Here is a 17,775-nt window from a genome sequence, read left to right on the forward strand (position 1 = left end):
GGTGACTTGACCCGCACATCTGTCAATCAATATTCAGTTTTCAAAGTTCGTCGGCTGCCTCAATGACAGCTCATTTATAATAACAAACTTTAGGAGAGTTGTCAATACTTTTTTTATTTTGGAAAGTTGAGGACTTACTACAGTTTTCTGCGAAAACTGTAGAGGTGTTTTTTAGAATATATTAAAACCGAGGTTCGCTTGGTGCAGCATTGCTGCTGTTCGCGGAAGGTTGGTTTCAATATCATTCTTTGGCCTTGCTAAAAAGCTAAGCCAGACACCTGTCATTTGCTTCCCTAAATTGCATTGGGTGAAGGCTAATTCAATAGCTCATCCAAGGCGATTGAAGTACTTGACTTTCTGCCTGCTGTTAGCTGCTCGTTTGTTTCCGTACGAGACAGCTTGTATATAATAGCACAGGAAGTTATGGTCGTCAACACATTTATCGAAAAAAGTTTTGAAAAGGCAAATGCTCACATCTAGGTGGCTGCAGCAGCTAGGCTGCTGGCCGTTTTAGAGGTTAAGCAAATATGCTTATATCAGTATTGATTATGTAAAATAGCTGGCTTAAATGATTCGGGCACACTTAGGCCTTGTTTACAGTACTGGCAAGCAAGATAATGGAGCAGGACATCAGGTACGGCGTATTCAATTATCCAAACGCAGTTTTTACCACTTCACCGATAAGCTGCGAGCGTTTTGAAAACGCCCAAATTAATTTTCGGGGACGAGAAATTCCCAGTGGAATCACAGGTCCCAGTTCTATTGTACCTAATGTCCTGCTCCTAAAAGCAAACAATGGTTCAGACTTTTGTACATCGAGAAATGTTGGATACTATTTTTGCCTAGTTTTAAATTCAGGGCCACGGAATCGTGGAATAGATACAATAATCTGCGTGGTATTGGGACCTTCTGGCAGGATTTTCCTGGATCCGGCTTTGTACCTTATTGTCGATTTCATAGCAGATGGTATCAAAGTACTGAAGAACATCTTTCTCGGAAAAACGCACTTCTTCCAGGCCCCATTGTTTGAGGAATTCGGTCCGTGCCTGGATATAAGCCAAGGTTTCTTCATCCGCTTCCTGCCCGTCAATCACATTGATGACCAATTGGGCTTTGACGCAGTAAAAGGTGACGATATAATCGTCAAAGACCTTGAATCTGCGCCACTTGACGGAATGGTGACGAAGGAAGGCGAACCAGAGTCGTTTTTCCGCTCTGGACATGTTCTTGCGAAGTTCTTTTGCCTTTTGCTGTAATTTTTGGTGTTTTACGTAGGGATTGGATTCGTTCATCATGATCTTTCCTTTGCTGCAGATAGTTGGTGGAATAAAGTCATTGTAAGTGGATAGCGAAAACTAGGCCCTGAAAATATGTAATTGTATCCGTGGTATTTCTCGTTAGAAAAAGTATATCATGCGAACATGTGTTTCTCAATATGCAAATTTAATAAAATATAGTTCTTGTTAAATGGATTCAGTGAAATTATGTTTGATGCAGGAAATGGGCATCCGTATTTCTTTTCCTGCACCTTCAGCTTAGTTCCAATCCTACCCGGAGCTTTTCCTGTCCCACAGTGGTGGGACCAGTATGGCCAGGATACAGCACGGTTTCTTCCGGGAGGCGGAAAAGCTGATACAAAATGCTGTGAAGCAGGGCGCGGGCATTTCCGCCATAGTACTCCGTGTTGCCAAAACTGCCGTCAAAGATGGTGTCACCCACAAAAGCGGCGTGAGCAGCAGCGCTGTAGTAGGCAACTACAAATAGGCGTCATGATGACAAACCCTCAGCCAAGTGATCTCACAGATCACCCGACTGAGGGTTTCTTGTCGCTTACTGTAGTTTACCAGCGGCTGTCTTTAGTGTGCTCGTAGGCAGCCTTTACCCATCGTACATCCCAGGTCAGTCCATAATTTATATGCTCCAAATCAAAATTTTTATAGGACCGTTGGTATTCCTGGCCGAGTGCGTTTACTAAAGTTTCCGGTTTCCACGTTTGATCTTCCTTTTGGATGTATTCCAGGTATTCCTGCGGGAACATATTTTCCTTAATGCCAATCCCTGCACCAGCTGTCACATTGGGATAATGGTTTCCTTTGCCTTTTTCCATGGGCCGCGAACCCTGGAAGGTAATCCTGAATTCCCATTCAGAACCATAATCATAGATCATGGTCAGCTCGTCCCCTGGTTCAAGCTTCATTTTTTCCAGGTGTACCCGATTGGGTCGGATTGACTTGGGTGCATCCGGATCAAAGCGAAGCTCATACCTTTTTCCCTTATAGTACAAGCAGAATAGATGATTATACTCTGTGTTGAAGACTACCAGGATTGCGTACGACAGTTGGGCCAGTGTGGACTTAGAAGAAATATCGATATCCCGCCAAATCTTATTCTCCATTTCTTTCACGGCAACGTGAAAAGTATAGACTTCTGCCATTTCAAATACACCTCCAGATATACAAAGACTTTACCACGCAAAAGCAGCGTCTGTAACCCCCGCCGAATTGTTGCTTAAAAAGCTTAATTGGGCCAAATGGCATAAAACAGCTTTTCATCCATGGACCCAGGCAAAATGGGAATCACCTCATTAGGGAAAGCTTCTGTATCGATATATTCATGGCCTGCAGAGCCTCGAAGGGTATACGATTTCCAAATCGTCAGCGTTTTTTCATTTCTTCTGATGATGCGGTATTGTATGGAATAATGGCCGTTGGGGTCATTCTCTTTCGTCCATACCCGGGCCGTCTGAGCATCTTTCCTAACGCTCAAGTTATCTACAAAGAAAGTGGCTCCGTCCGACCACTTTCCCAAATAATACCAACGATTGGCCGTGCCTGCAGCCGCAGGCCAAAGCCAGTTATAAATTTCTTCCATAAAGGATTCCGGAACAATGGCCTCGTACTTCCACTCCGACCGGGGTTTATTAGAATACGTCTTCTTGTAGTCCCCATATTTGTCAAGCAAATACGAGGCTGCCACCGCTACGGTCCGGTCATAGCGGTTAAAGGCCAATTTCTTCAGGTAGCTGTCTCCCTTTGGTCCTGTGTTTTTCCACCAAACAATAGCCTGGTAATCATTTTTCTCCAAGGAAGCAGTATCTACAAATCTGGAGTTATAAGAATCTGACCCCAACCAATACCACTCCGCCGCATACGCTGGAGCCACTGCAAGGCAGGCCAAAAGGGCCAAGCTTACTATTTTCTTTTTGATGCGCAAAACTTTCATCCCCTAATCACCAAATTAAGCTTCCTTAAATGCCGGTTTCCAGTTGTTCTAGGCTTCCCCCAGAGTGTCAAGCATTCCTTTCAGCAGGCCATCATTTCCAAGATAAATTCCCGCCAGGCCCTTCAATTATCGAATAGGGAACAAAGAAAGCTTACTCCAGCCGCTTTTCCCTCTGGTCCTGAGGTTTGACACTATCCTCTTTCTGCCTATTCCGAGAAATCCGGTTCAAAATCATCCTCAAAAGGAATTTCGTACAACGCCCTGAGATACCGGGCTTTTTCTTTGAGCACTAGATTCTCCGAAGCCAAATCGAACCGGGTATAATCCCAATACATCGGTATGCCCTGAAATTCACTAATGATATAGTCCTCGCCTTTTTCGTCCTTGTTCTGGACAATTTCTTCAAGACCATCTCTGCCGATATCTTCTATGATACCTTGTCCGGCACCGTCCGTTATCAGGGGATAACGGGGCCAGGTATTGCGCTCCATAGGCGCCTTTCCCTGATATTCCAGTTGGAAGGTCCATTCGTCACCGTAGTCATAAACCACCGTCAGTGTATCCCCAGGAGCCAGTTTCAACTGCCGCAGTTTCACCGCAGAAGGGTCTACGGAAGGCGGTAGTTCATCATCAAAATCATCAATAGGAAATTCGTAATGGACTCCTTTACAGTCTACGCAAAATAAGTGTTCTCCCTGGGCTTGATAGGATCCCAACACTGTATAGGCCAAAAAGGCCACAGTAGCATTAGAAGAAATTTGAAAATCCCGCCAAAATTTGCTTTCAAATTCCTGCAGAGCTACGTGGAAAGAGTATACATCCGTCATAGAATTCTCCTTAGTAAAATTGTTAATCACCTTGGTATTGGCAGCACAGACCCCGCCGGGCTTAGGCTGTTCCGTACACCTTTCCTTGAACAATAGCAAGTGGGATTTCATCAGTGGATTGATTCACGTTTGAGGGTTTTAGCATTCCAAGTGAATACGCCTAGGTTTTCTGCTCCCATAGCATACACTTATTATAATAATTATAGCAACCTCAAACTCGGAAAGCTATAAGACAAGCCCAAGAACAAGCAGAAAAAAGCACATAGCTGCCGCTTGCCGCAAATATTGCTGCAAACAAAAAAATCCCCAGCATAGAAGGAATCTTCCATGGTGAGGTTTTTTACATTAACCGGGGCTTCAGCATTAACCGGGGCTTCAGCATTAGCCAAGGACACACTCCTACAGCAAAACTTCTTGGCAGAAAAAACGTCCGATATCCGAAACCCCATCAGGCCTTTTTACCAAGTTCCAGTGCCAGCTTCACTTACAGCAAAGAGTTTAATAAGGCTGAGCCAATGCCGGTATGGCGCTCGTTTTTTTACCGCAAATCCGCAATTTTTGGCAGGGCTGAAGAGGAATGTACTTGTTTTGCATTGCAGTTAGTCCTTATGGTGCGGACATTTTAAGACTTGTGGATATTTTGCAACAGTTCGCAGTTATCCACAGGATGCGGCGTAACCCCCTAGTAAGTTACTTTGGCAATAGTAAATTTTTAGTACTAAGAAGAACTATCGCTATGGGAACTATAGGGTACTACTTCGATCCATGGCTAACTGGGGTTTTTGTTCGATCAGGGGCTAATACTGTGATCACAAACCATACCGGTTTTTTGGATTTTTCTGGTTTGGTCTAGCCTATACTTACCTACCCTATTCTGCCCTTACCTTCGCATACAGACCGGCAAAAGGGCGCACTTATACAAGGACCTGTAAAACCCTGAAAAATTTGAGGTCTGGCAGCTCCCGGAAAGCTGACCAAGGCCTGTTTCGTCCGCGGTACAGGTACTATTATACAGAAAAAACAGAGAATGTAAAGTGTCACTTGTGACCACTTTATTCGTGCGGTCTGCGGAGTGTGGTGCAGGCATCCTACTTTTGAACTCCATCCCGGCTGCGTTTTACTCTTGGGCGCAATACGTTAATAAACTTCCTCAGTCAGTCCTGCGGACTGACGGCCCCTTCACGCTTTGCGCTCATATCCAATTCTCAAGGCTATATGCCGCAGAGAGTTGGTTAATATGAGCCATGTGATAGCGGGATTGGTCTGGCCCCTTCAAACGTGAAGGGGCTGTCAGCTCTATGAGCTGACTGGGGAAGTTCCAAGGTGAAACTGCGCAGCGAGCCGCGAACCACTCTGGCTAGCAGCGAACCAATGTAGGAAGTGGCGCCGCAGGCGTCGATAGAAGTTTGGTTCTTGCATATGCGGTGCTAGCGCCGCAGAAAACAATATTTTTTTCGAATGTAATATAACAATTTCGCTATTTAATCATTAATCAAACTCTCTTCGTCGCCTACCGGCGCCACTTCCCTCATTCTTGATGAAAGTCAACAGTTATGCACCACCACGTTTCTAAAATTACTTATTTTTGGAAACAATGTGGGGGTAGCTAAGCAGGATAAAGTACATTATTATTGCGAATTTTCTCTAGAAGCTGACCTCGCGCGCACGCGGGCGCAGGTGTCGCCGTCCCTTCCCGTCGCACGTTGTGTGACACCCTCCCCGTGAACGTTGAGGGTTATAAGACGGAGAGTGCTCCTACTGCGGCCAAGGGCCGCGAATAATTGATTAAAAGACGATACCTGGATTAAACTTCTATCGTAGCCAGATTCCTGGAAAAACTTCTTCCGTCAGCCTATCGGCTGCCACCCCCTTCACGCTTGAAGGGGGCTTTAAAGGAAAATGCGACACTTCCTGAGCGGTTCGCCGTATTCCAAGCAGCTGCGTCCTGACGGACTTGCTCCTTGGACGGCTATCGCATGGGCCTTATTAACCAAACATCCTCTGGGATATTTTTGGGGATGTTTGGATGCGGCCGCAACGCTTGCAGGAAGCATTCTATAACCACTACTGGTCAATTGTTAATCGTTAATATAGCATTACCACTACATTCACTATCAAAAATACCTACAGAACCGGCCAGCACGTCCTCTGCCCTCCCCGCCTTTAGGAAGGGGAGGGACGGGCCACACCAAGAATCCAAGGGCCCTGGGTGGGGAAAGCTCCTTCTGCGGTGCTGGTGCCGCCATATATTCTGAAAAACACCTCTACAGTTTCGTAGAAACTGTAGCACGTCGTCAGCTTTCTTCAGCACTACCTGTTAGTCCCCTACCCATTCCCCCGATTTCACACAAAAAAGCATTCCTACAGAAAATCTGTGCTTCCGTAGGAATGCTTTTTTTACCTTAGTTCACATTTACATACGTCTTGTTATCGTTACACCATATGTGAAGCCCTGCTTCACGCCGTGCCAGCCGGTGATTCTTACGTCGGCGCCCCAAGGGTTCTCTTTGGTTACTTTGCTCTGCCAGCCCAGTTCCAAAAATTCGCTGGAGCCTTTCATGCTGGCGTCAGGGGTTGTATAGTCTCTATAGCGTGCAGTGGCTTTACCGTCAAATTCGTAATCCCAGCCCAGGCCGGCGTAGAAACTGGTGGTGTCTTCATCCAAGTGTTTGGTCCACCGGAAGCCCAGACGGGTCCAGTAGGAATTTACGCTGCTCAAGCTGTAGTCAGCGCTGCCCAAACTGCTGCGTAAGGTAACGCTGTCGCCGCCCAGGTGGGAATAGAAGAACTTCCCATAGAGATTATAATCGTTGCTGTCCTGACGGAAAATCTTACCCAAGCCAGCATGGGCGGCAAAGTAGTTGGCACTGGAGTTATAGGTAGTGCGATAGCCACCGATGCTGCCGGCGTAGTCGCCCATAAGGCGGCCAACCCGGACCAAGCCTTCGTAATGAAGGCCGTTATCGTGATCTCTGCGAAGGAGAATGCCTGCGCCTACGTAGCGCTGGCTGCCGTCACCTCTGCTGCCGTTCTTATAGCTGGTATAGCTGCCAGTGCCGTATTCGATGAAGGGCATGATGGTGTCAGCATAGTCTTTCTTAAAAACCCGCTTTACAAAGCCCAGTTCGCCGTTAAAGCCATTGGTATCTACGGTGGAACTGCTGTTGTACCGGAGGTTGTGCCCACCCAGCATGACATAAGGGGTAAACTTGGCTTCCACTTCCCGTTCTTCCCGGGCTGCCAGGTCTTCTTCCTGGCTCAGGGTAACGTTGGCGTTCTTGGCGTCTGCTGCATCAAGGGGCGAAGAAGCCGCCATAACAGGGCCCTGTCTCAGGCTCATGCCTGCGGGGCTGGAAATGTAGGGACTGCCGACCATACTCAGAGCCCCATGGGCATCTTCCCGCAGCGGAGCAGCTTCGTGGCTTTCAGCCCAGGCGGTCAGGGCTGCCTGGAGGCCATCGGTAACAGCTGCATCGGAGCCGTTGGACACTACAGCGGCAGCATTGGTCTGGCCATCTGCAATGACTTCCGTACCCGGGTTCAAATCGGGTTTGCTCTCTCCCGGCAGGTACAATACGATGGTATTGGGATCCTGCTTTTTAATCAGGACAGTCCGCTGTACAAAGCCAGCATCGGTAACCTTGTCCAAACCGTCCATGACGCTATAGGTGGTAGCAGCGTTGGTAGTAACGCCTTTGGGGGCATAAATCAGGTTGATGACCTGCCCCGCGGAGAGCTTGGTGGTATCCTGTACCCCGGCGTTGATGGCTGCGCCGCTGACGTCGGCCTGATCCGTTACGGTCAGCATGGTCTCGCCGGCCCCGGTACCTTCAGGGACGTAGAAATTCAAAGTCTGGAAGTAGCCCAGGTTCTTAACGGTATTGTCTTTGGCATAAAGGTTCAGGGTATTGCCCGTGCTTTCGGTGGTACTGCGGCCGCCGTACAGGCTCATCATGGAGCCCAGGTGCCCTGCGTACACGTTGACGGTGTTATCATTGGCCGCACCGTTATCCGTATAGCCGCCAGCAATCAGGTTGCTGTCTGCGGCACTATTTGCGGTGGTGCCAAGGGTTCCGCCGTTAATGTCCAGGGTGTTGCCGGAAGCGCTTCCTGCAGCTGCTTTACCAGCTGCCACAGAGGTGGTAATGGTGCCGGCGTTAATGATAAGAATGTTATTATCCGCAGCTCCTGCTGTGCTGTTGCCGCCGATCAAGGTACCCACTTGGCCCTGGTTCATTTCTACAACATTGCTGGAAGCACTGGTGCTGCCGCTGCCGGCAACAGCCGCAGCAACGGTACCGCCAGAAATGGTCAGCTGGTTGCCATCTGCTGCGCCGGCAGGTGCATAGCCAGCGTACAGGGTGTTTGCCGAGCCGCTGGTAACTTCCACCAGGTTGGTATTGGCCGCGCCAGCTTCTGCATAACCGGCATAGCCGGTTCCGGTCAGCGTCCCGCCGCTTACGTACAGTTTGTTGCCCGAAGCCCCAGCCTCAGTGGACTGCCCAGCCATAGCCGTTTGCACGGTGCCCTGGGTCAGGGTAATGGTATTTTCGTTGGCAGCGCCATTGGCTGCCCCAGCAATCAGGGTTCCCACTGCGGCGGCTGCGCTATTCACGGTAATCTTGTTTCCCGCTGCGGTTCCGTCCGCCGTTTTTCCAGCGTACAGGATATTCTCCTGGGAAGCTTCCGTCCCCCCGTTCAGGGTAATGGTATTCTCATTGGCATTGCCGCTTTCCGTATACCCGGCAATCACTGTTGCTCCCAGAGTACCTTCCGTTACGGTAACCCCGTTGCCGGAAGCTTCACCCTTCTTAGTGTAGCCCGCATAGCCTTGGATGCCGGTACCTTTTGTAATAATCAGCTGGTTGCTGTTAGCCGTGCCAGTTTCAGAATACCCTGCATACAAAAGTTCCCGGGTATCCGCATTATTCTGCACGGTAATGGTGTTTTCATTGGCATTGCCCGTAGCGGTATAGCCGCCGTACACCGAAGCAAAAGTAGCCTTATCTTTACCGTCCAGGATAACCTGGTTATTTATTGCATCGCCGCTATTGGTGTAACCGCCTGTGACCTTACTGTAGCTGCTATTCCCGGCCAACGTTACAACATTGCCTAGGAAACCCCAGGTATTGGTCAAAGCCCTGGCATTGCCCTGATAAGTATAACCGCCAACAATTACAAGACCGCTCTGCCCTGCCATACTATCCACTGTCACCGTGTTACCGTCTACATTGCCCAGATTTGTATAGCCCCCTACAATATTTCCCAGAGATGCCTTGTTGGTATTTTCCACCTTGGCTTCCCCCGTTACGGTTACTTTGTTGCCAGAAGCCATTTCTCTAGTAACGTCCGATTCTCTATTCTTTGCGAGACCGCCGTAAACAGTCTGTTTTACATCTGTACTACCATCCAGGATAATCTTATTCCCGCTGGTTGAACCATCATTTAGTGTATATCCGCCGTAAACACTATACTTTATATCAGCATCCGTAATATGGATGCTGTTCCCACTAGCACTACCAGAATTCATCTGGGTATAGCCGCCATATACTGAGCCATTTACCGCAGTGCGGGTTGTGCCGTCCCACTTGCTGCTAGTAGCTTCGCCACTAAGAAGTGCGCTACCGCTTTCATCCTTGGCAACACCCGAAGCAATGATAAGGGTGTTATACGAGGCACTGCCCTGGTAGTTCATGCTGCCGTAAATGCTCTTAGCTGAGCTGCCTTTTTCCAGAATTACTGTATTATATTCCGCATTGGGACTGCGGTTATAGCTGCCGTAAATTTCACTGCCTGTAACTTGGGAATTACTCAGTGTCACCAGATTGTGGTTGGTAGTTACGCCGGCTCCCGACAGAGCGCCGTACAAATTAGCAGAAGAAGTAGAATCCACCATGGTTATCGTATTATAGTTGGCATTGGCACTACGGTTCGAAACCCAGCCATTCGCATAACCGCCATACACATTTTCACCGATAGAGGAACCATTGAGAATCTTTACCGTATTATGATCGGCCCCGCCATTTTCTCCATAACCGCCATACACGAAGGAGCGGAACGGTTCTCCACTGTAGTAATGTTTCAGCGTACTGGCATCAAAAGTAATGGTATTGTAGCTCGCATTACCCTTAGTGGCGTAACCCCCATAGACCTTGCCGTCTGTAACACTACCAGATTTCAAGTTGACTACATTGTAAGTGGCGTCACCCTTGGCGTTATAGCCCCCATAGGTATTACCTGCTTTATAGGACGAACTTCCCTCTTTGTTAACGTAATTGTATTGGGTAACGCTACTGGCATTTTGCATTGTCACTGTATTCGTTGTTACCGTGCCCCCCGCTGCATAGCCACCATAGTAGCTTCCGCCCTTACTGGTCGTACCATCTACAATAATACTGTTACCGCTGACCGTGCCAGTTGTACCGGCAGAATAACCACCATACACATCACTGCGGCTTTCATAAGTACCGTTCACAATGGCACTGTTTGTTAAATTCACTGTGTTGTTAGTGGCATCCCCAGAACCGGTATAGCCGCTGTAAATGGCAGAATTTATGGTAGTTCCTGTTACTGTTACCTGGTTATTGCTTGCCACTCCGCTACCCGTATAGCCGCCGTATACGCTAACCGCATCTGATTTAGCTCCCGGTCCGAAGGTCAGACCACTGTCAACTACTTTAGTGCCTTCTGTACCAATCATCACCGTATTTTTAGAAACATTACCAGATGTTGTATAGCCGCCATAACCGTAAATGGTGCTGCCGCCGGTAATGGACAGGGTATTGTTTTGGGCGTTGCCGCCCTTCACCGCATAGCCGCCATAGGCATGTTCCAAGGCTGCTGTGCCCGAAATCTGCAAAATTCCGCCTTCTGCAGCAGTTCCATCTGTAGTCTGTACCGCATAGGCATCACCAGTGCCTTCCGTGATGCTCTTTGCCTGGACAGGTGCTGCGTACAGTCCCATGCCCAAGATGCTGCTAAGCACCAATACCGTTAAAAGCTGTTTCTGTTGTCCGTTTTTGTTCTGCATCGTATGATTGCGTTTCCCCATAATTTGCGCCAGTGCCCCCTAGGCACCGGCATTCCCCCTTTCGTAAGGCGGCAGATAGATTCCCCCTGGAATCTTAGCAATGGGATCAATAGAAGTTAGGTTCTTGTAACTGTAATAATTACTTTTTACAATTTTCATTATAATATTGTTATTAAAAAAAGTCTAAGTGTTATTGAGTTCTTTACCTAACGTAAAATTGTTTATGCAGAATACTGTTAAAAACAATACGAAATATATTTCGCTATCGTTTTTTTAATTTTGTAAATCTAAATTTCTTTCGCTTGGACAGATGTACATTTCCATTGTATAAACGCATTGTACAATGAACAAGCATGAATGCCCCGCTGCTGGAGACCTGGCGTTGGGCAGACCAAAAGGCCGGCGGCAATCTCTGTGAGATTACCACCAGCCTTTTTGCTCTTTCTTCAATTTTTCCCTAAGTGAAAAGTGGTTTTAGGCTTTGCCGCCTTTTTGATACCACTTTTCGGCTTCTTCCAGTTGGCCCATTTTCCAATACCAATTGCCGATGAGTTCGGCAGCCTGGGCTTGGGTTTCACCCCCTTGGGCGTAAATTTCCTGGCATATGGCTAGGGCTTTTTTTGGGTCTTTCGTGATGCCGCAGCCTTCTTGGAGGTTTCTCGCCAGGGCCAGGGCTGCCCAGGGGCTTCCGGCCTCCTGGCCTTTTTGGAACCACCCATTGGCCTGGGACAGGCGGTCTTCCTGGGCATAGCAGAGACCCAGAAAATATGCGGCATCGGCAGCTGCTTCGCCGCCTTGGTTGTAAAGGTCTTTATAAATCCGGCAGGCTTCCTGAGGATTGGCCTTACAGCCTTTGCCGTCCTGAAGGTTGACGGCCAGGTTGAACCAGCCCCAGTCGTACCCGGCTTTGCCGGAGCGTTTCAGCCAAAGGTTGGCCATTTTATATTCTTCCTGGAGGTTATAGATAAGGCCAAGCTGATTGGCAGAGGGGCCTGCGGCCTCTCCGTTCAAGTTATAGGCTTTGACGAAATACGTCAAGGCGTTGTTCAGATTGGGGACCGTGTGTTCTTCCAGCCAATAGGTTTGGCCCAGGTTGTGCCAACCCCAGTCAAAGCCAGCTTCTCCGGACTTTTGGTACCAGCTGCGGGCTTCTTTTACAGCTCCCTGCCGGGCATACAGGAGCCCCAATTGGTTGGCAGCTTCTCCTGCTGCATAATCCTGGAGGGCAAAGGCTTTCAGGTAGCATTTCTTGGCCTTCTTCAGGTCCACGGGAACGCCTTCTCCCAGGCGATAGGCATCGCCCAGATTGTGCCAGCCCCAATCACAGCCGGCTTCGCCGGCCAGACGGCTCCATTTGACGGCCTCCTGGTAATTGCCGCGTTTGGCCTGAATCCGGCCGATGGCATTGGCAGACCCACCGGCGGCGGGACCGGCCAGGGCGTAGGATTTGGTGTAGCACTCCAGGGCTTTGTCAATATCCACCGGGGTTCCCCGTCCGTTTTCCAGGTCATCTCCCAGGTTGTCCCAGCCCCAATCACAGCCGGCTTCGCCGGCCTTTTGGTACCAGCGATTGGCCAAGGGATACCTTTTCTCCCGGTAATAAAGATTTCCCTGGGCATTCAGGGCCTGGGCAAAGTCCGGGGTCAGGGCTTTGCTGAGCCAGTATTCCGCTGCCTGGTGGTCCTAGTTTTCTTCCCAGTTGTACAGAAAGAGGCAGCCCAGTTCGTAGGCAGCAAAAATATCTCCCTTTTGGGCCAATTTAGCCATGCCTGGAAACAGACTCCGCAGCTTTTTTTGCAGGGTCTTGGGCGGCAGGTCCTGGATTTGGACCAGATTAAATTGGCAAAGCAGGTCGCCGGCTTGGGCACCTTTTTCGTACCAAGCGGCACCTTTTGTTTTGTCGGGCCACTGGGGCTTGGTCCCCTGGGAATAGATTTCTCCCAGAAAGTACATAGCCCGGGGGTTGACAGCAGCAGCGGAAAGGAACAGAGGTTCGGCTTTGGCATATTGGCAGTGTTTGAAATAGGTCACCGCTTCAGAAAAAACGGCAGTCTGGGTGTCTGCGGCTTTAGGAGTAGGTTTTGCTTTGGGCATCTGTATCGTTCCTCCACATAGGGAATTGTTGCGTGTGCAGCTAGGTTATAGTATAGCATTCAACTGGAAAAACTAAAACCACACACAAAACAGCCCTCCAGAGGTTCCAGGCTCCTGGAGGACTGCTTTTGCTGTATTTGCTGTATTTGCTGTATTTTCTTTACAGTCTTCTGGTAACAGTAGCGTTAAATACCACGCCTCTCTGCTTGCCGGCCCAACCGGTGAGCCGCAGGTCTGCGCCCCAGGGATTATCCTTAGTGGAGTCGCTCTTCCAGCCCAGTTCCAGCAGGGCACTGGAGCCTTTGCTCTCAGGCGACGGGGTGCTGAAGGTCAGGTAGGTGGCCCTGGCGGTGCTGTCGAACTCGTAATCCCAGCCCAGGCCTGCGTAGTAGGACTGGTTCTCCTGGTAATTATGGGTCCAGCGGGCACCCAATCTGGTGCGGTAGGAATCGGCGGCGTCCAGATTAAAGACGGCATCGCCGATGGTGTTGTGCAGGGTAACGGTATCGCTGGCTAAATGGGTATAGTTGAAGCGGCCGTACACGTCCAGGCTGTCTTTATCGGTTTGCTGGTAGATCCGGCCCAGCCACAGGCTGGCCCCGGCGTACCGGGCGTTGGTATCGTAGGTAGAGCGATAGCCTTCCAATACACCCCGGAAGTCTCCGTCCAGGACACCCACTCTGGCGCTGGCCTGGTAGTACACGCCGTTGTTCAGGTCTCTGCGCAGCAGCAGGCCCACGCCGCCATAGTGCTGGGTGCCGTCGCCTCTGGCGCCGTTCTCCAGATGGCTGGTGTAGTTGCCTTTGCCATATTCTGCAAAGGGAATGATGGTGTCAATGGAATTGGCGTTGGGGATTCTCCGTACTAAGCCCAGGTTCCCTGCCCAGCCATTGCTGTCTACGTAGGAACCTGTGTCAAAGCGCAAATTCTGCCCGCCAACGGTCACGTAGGGAGTAAAGCTCTTTTTGCTTTCGCTGTCTGCAGCAGCCTGGGTGGCAGCCCTAAAGCCGGCGTCCAGGGTGGTGTCGGCCCCTGCGGCAATAAAGTTCAGGGCTGCAGCACGGGCTTCGGGAATGAGTTTGGTATCCTGGGAAATGGTACCGATTTTGGCGTCCACAGGGGTCACCACCAAAGAAGTGGTGCCTTGCTGCTTCACTTCCGCTGGCCGGGTAACCAAGCCAGCATCAATGGTCTGGGCAGTGTCAGCCGCCATACCATAGGTGGTGCCACTCAGCTGAAGGCCGTTGGGATTGGTAACCAGGGTGATGAATTCTCCTGGATTCAAAGGGGTACGGGCCAGGAGTTTGGCGGTGACGGGAACGTTGGTCAGGTTGGCCGTGCCGGTGACCGTCAGCAGAGTATCCCCTTTCACGCTGCCCTCTGGCACGTTGTAGTTCATGACCTGGAAGTAGTCCAGATTTCCTACGCGGTTGTCCAGGCTGGAAACGTTCAGGGTATTTCCGGTGCTGGTCTGCCCCAGACCGCCGAACAGGCTGTAGGTAGTTTGCAGGGGGCTGCCTTCCAGGTTCACCGTATTATTGGAAGCCTCGCCCGTTACCGCAGAACCGCCGGCAAGGTAATTGGACAGGGTGGTTAAATCCGTGGCCGTACCTTGGCTCAGGGCACTTGCTGCAGTAGAGGCCGCGCCAAATTTGCCGCCGGAAAGAATCAAGGTGTTGCCGTTGGCATTGCCGGCCGCAGAATACCCGCTGGCTACATAGGCGGTAGTGCCGCTGACGGCGGCGATTTCACCCCCGGAGATGGTCAGGGTATTCTCATTGGCATCGCCGCCCTTGGCGGTATAGCCGCCAGCCACGTAGGTCGTGCCGCCGGTTAGGCTGCCCAGGCTGCCGCCGGAAATGGCGGCGCGGTTGCCTGAGGCATTGCCGCTTTCCGTATGTCCGCCAGTTATATAGGCAATGCCGCTGGGCTCTTCTTCATCTTCTTCATCACCGGGAGCTGTGGCAATACTGCCTCCGGCAAGATTCAACGTATTGCCAGTGGCATCGCCTTTTTTGGTATAGCCGCCGGCCACATAGGGCTGGCTGTCAGCAACCATGCCGACAGTGCCGCTGAGGAAATTCAGCGTGTTGCCGCTGGCAGTTCCGCTCTTATCTGCCCAGCCGCCCGCTATGTAAGCTTTGGCGCCGCTGGCTCCAGCCATAGTGTTGGCGGAGAACGTTAACGTATTGTCCGTAACATTACCCTGACTGGCGAATCCGCCGGCCACATAGGCCTTGTTACCGGTGCCAAATTTCGTACCGGAGAGTGTCAGGGTATTGCCCTCAGCATTGCCTTTTTTATCCGAGTACCCGCCGGCTACGTAGACTTTGGCGCCCTCATCCGTGCCAAGGGTGGCCCCGGTAATGGTGGCGGTATTTTGCGATGCATTGCCTGTTACAGCATAACCACCAGCAACGTAAGTTTTGCTGCCGCCTAAGGTGCCAATGGTGACAGCTGAAATGGTCAGGGTATTGGAATCGGCATTGCCTTTTTCTATAGACATGCCGCCAGCTACGTAGGATTTGTTGCCCTCGATGGTACCGCCGGTTATGGTCAGGGTATTGGACTCCGCATCGCCGTCCACGGTAACCATACCGCCGGCGACATAGTTATTGTCAGCTGTGTTGGTGCCAATGGTGTTATTGGTAAGGGTGGCTGTATTGCCGGTAGCTTTGACGGGGACGAGGGTCTTATCATTGTCATCAGCCTGACCTACAGCAATGCCACCGGCGATGTAGTTTTTGGAGCCTGTTTCATCGTCTGCATCTGCCACTGTGCCCACTGTATTTCCAGTCATCGTCAAGGTGTTGCTGTCTGCGTTTTTCGTCCCATACCAGGCCTTACCGTATGACGCATTGATGCCGCCTGCCAGGATGATTTGCCCGCCATAGTTCGTCACAATCTTGTTATTCTGCAGATTCGCCGTATTACCAGAGACAATTCCTGAAAGTGATTCATCTACGTAATCATATAGGGCATTGGCCCCAGCCATCGCAATGGTAGAGACGGACCCGTCTGTTGGGATTTCGCTATTCGATACGGTTAAGGTATTATTTTGCAGGGCATAATAATCGGAACGGCCCCCTAGCAGTACCACATAATCCACGATGGAACTGCCTAATGTACTATCGTCAATCGTAACGGTATTATTTTTTACGGTAACGTTGTTGCCTTCTCCCCCGTTCGCATAGCCACCATAGACATGGACCGCATCAGCATAGGTGCTTCCACTCAAGGTACCCTTCGTCAGGGTAACGCTGTTGTTGGCTACAGTGCCTGTGCCGGTGTACGTACCTGATGAGACACTCAAGTACGCGCCATATACAGAATCCCCTATAGTCCCACCATCTACGGTGACGCTGTTATTTTCCAGGTCCGCGACAGTGGTGCCGTTTATGGCATAGTACCCGCCGGCGACAACCTCACCATAGCCGCCATCTAAAATATCCACATGGTTATAGGTTACCGAACCCATTTGGAGCGCATCACCGTTTTCGCTGCTGGACGTTATAAACGCGCCGCCATAGACCTTGTTAGCCATGCCTGTGCCGGAGATGGTTACGGTGTTATCATACACGTTGCCAAACTTTGTAGTATTTCCAGCAGTGGGGAGATTTGCCTCAATGAGGCCGCCATAAACCGTGCCGTTGTTGCCAAATTGTGACTGATTGCCGCCAGCCGTGATAAAGACTTTATTATTCTTTACATCGCCGGTGGATGTAAACGAAAGGCCTTCTGCATACTGTGAGAAATAATCGTTCATAGATTGCGGTAAGTTATATTGATTATTCAACACCCCTTGGGCTCCGCCATAAATGGTACCGCCAAACTATCCTCCATTTATATTTACCGTATTGTCAGAGACAGTACCCGTATAGGAATAACCGCCGTAAAAATTTTGTGCGACATGGTCATCATTGTCTCCCCCAAGGCTCGAAACTCCCGTAAGGGTAGCAATATTGTTCGTGGCATCCCCTGTAACGGTAAAGCCGCCAAAAACATCGTTTGTAATTCCTACCGGATAGGAAACCCTCTGAGCATTGGGCAGGTTAACAGTCACCTGGTTTTGGCTCACTGTTTTGGTCATGGCTAACCCGCCTGCAAGCCAATTTGAAACAAGCGGACTGCTTCCTTCCTTTGTATTATTCAAGGTCAGAGTATTGCCTGTCACGGTTCCTGTCGTACCCGTTTCGATGGTTTCAGCATCTGAACTGGTAATGGCTGTACCCGCACTGAGCATTTCCTCAGGAATGGTAGAGCCTGCTACGGCGCCGCCTGCGACACTGTTATTGATAGTCAGGGTATTGCCGCTGGCAGTTTTCGTTTCATTCCCTACATAGATAGCGGTGGTATTCGTCTTATCGCTTACCACTTCTTCTGCCCTGGCCGGCTGGGCCGGCAGACACAGAGCCAGCAGGGCGGACAGGCCCCACAGGGTGACGCAGCCATAGCGCAGTTTTTTGCCGACGTTTCTCCTTTTCATTATTGCAGCCTCCTCTGTATGATCCCACTTCCGCTGCCCCTTGCAGTAAGTGAACTCCCCGTTGAAGCCCGGTGAAAAGGGCAGAAAACAACATATATATTGTATTATATCATGTT

Annotated in this window: 11 protein-coding genes; 1 reads left to right on the forward strand and 10 read right to left on the reverse strand. The window is 50.2% G+C overall.

Going from position 1 to position 17,775, the window contains the following annotated elements; genetic code table 11:
* Positions 1 to 854: 854 nt before the first annotated feature.
* Positions 855 to 1,292, reverse strand: a complete 438-nt coding sequence (locus DW089_RS01170; protein ID WP_158572292.1) for a DUF559 domain-containing protein — start codon at positions 1,290 to 1,292, stop codon at positions 855 to 857.
* A gap of 295 nt (positions 1,293 to 1,587) precedes the next feature.
* Between DW089_RS01170 and DW089_RS11300 the strand changes: the two genes are divergently transcribed.
* Positions 1,588 to 1,764 carry a hypothetical protein gene (locus DW089_RS11300; RefSeq protein ID WP_158572294.1) on the forward strand — a complete coding sequence of 59 codons (177 nt, stop codon included), beginning with the start codon at positions 1,588 to 1,590 and terminating at the stop codon, positions 1,762 to 1,764.
* A 76-nt stretch (positions 1,765 to 1,840) separates the two neighbouring features.
* Here DW089_RS11300 and DW089_RS01175 read toward each other — a convergent pair whose 3' ends face one another.
* The 9 genes from DW089_RS01175 to DW089_RS01215 form a co-directional block, all read right to left on the reverse strand.
* Positions 1,841 to 2,434, reverse strand: a complete 594-nt coding sequence (locus tag DW089_RS01175; protein ID WP_105325522.1) for a plasmid pRiA4b ORF-3 family protein — start codon at positions 2,432 to 2,434, stop codon at positions 1,841 to 1,843.
* An 83-nt stretch (positions 2,435 to 2,517) separates the two neighbouring features.
* The gene (locus tag DW089_RS01180) at positions 2,518 to 3,213 is read right to left on the reverse strand and encodes a hypothetical protein (RefSeq protein ID WP_146109028.1); all 696 of its coding nucleotides are present in this window, start codon (positions 3,211 to 3,213) and stop codon (positions 2,518 to 2,520) included.
* Positions 3,214 to 3,428: 215 nt separating this feature from the next.
* On the reverse strand, positions 3,429 to 4,049 hold the full coding sequence (locus DW089_RS01185; protein WP_158572295.1) for a plasmid pRiA4b ORF-3 family protein: 621 nt from the start codon (positions 4,047 to 4,049) through the stop codon (positions 3,429 to 3,431).
* Between the two features lie 200 nt (positions 4,050 to 4,249).
* On the reverse strand, positions 4,250 to 4,438 hold the full coding sequence (locus DW089_RS01190) for a hypothetical protein (protein WP_118286657.1): 189 nt from the start codon (positions 4,436 to 4,438) through the stop codon (positions 4,250 to 4,252).
* Between the two features lie 2,024 nt (positions 4,439 to 6,462).
* Complete coding sequence (locus tag DW089_RS01195) at positions 6,463 to 11,079, reverse strand: hypothetical protein (protein ID WP_199614425.1); 4,617 nt, start codon at positions 11,077 to 11,079, stop codon at positions 6,463 to 6,465.
* A 474-nt stretch (positions 11,080 to 11,553) separates the two neighbouring features.
* Positions 11,554 to 12,657 (reverse strand): tetratricopeptide repeat protein, encoded by a 1,104-nt coding sequence (locus DW089_RS01200; RefSeq protein ID WP_105325546.1) that lies wholly within the window; start codon positions 12,655 to 12,657, stop codon positions 11,554 to 11,556.
* A 105-nt stretch (positions 12,658 to 12,762) separates the two neighbouring features.
* Complete coding sequence (locus DW089_RS01205) at positions 12,763 to 13,173, reverse strand: hypothetical protein (RefSeq protein ID WP_105325547.1); 411 nt, start codon at positions 13,171 to 13,173, stop codon at positions 12,763 to 12,765.
* 160 nt (positions 13,174 to 13,333) lie between these two features.
* On the reverse strand, positions 13,334 to 16,939 hold the full coding sequence (locus DW089_RS01210; protein ID WP_118286659.1) for a hypothetical protein: 3,606 nt from the start codon (positions 16,937 to 16,939) through the stop codon (positions 13,334 to 13,336).
* A gap of 66 nt (positions 16,940 to 17,005) precedes the next feature.
* Positions 17,006 to 17,659: a hypothetical protein gene (locus DW089_RS01215; protein ID WP_118286660.1), complete on the reverse strand. Its 654-nt coding sequence runs from the start codon at positions 17,657 to 17,659 to the stop codon at positions 17,006 to 17,008.
* Positions 17,660 to 17,775: the final 116 nt, after the last annotated feature.

Source organism: Acidaminococcus sp. AM05-11 (assembly GCF_003472805.1).
GTDB classification, from domain to species: domain Bacteria; phylum Bacillota; class Negativicutes; order Acidaminococcales; family Acidaminococcaceae; genus Acidaminococcus; species Acidaminococcus hominis.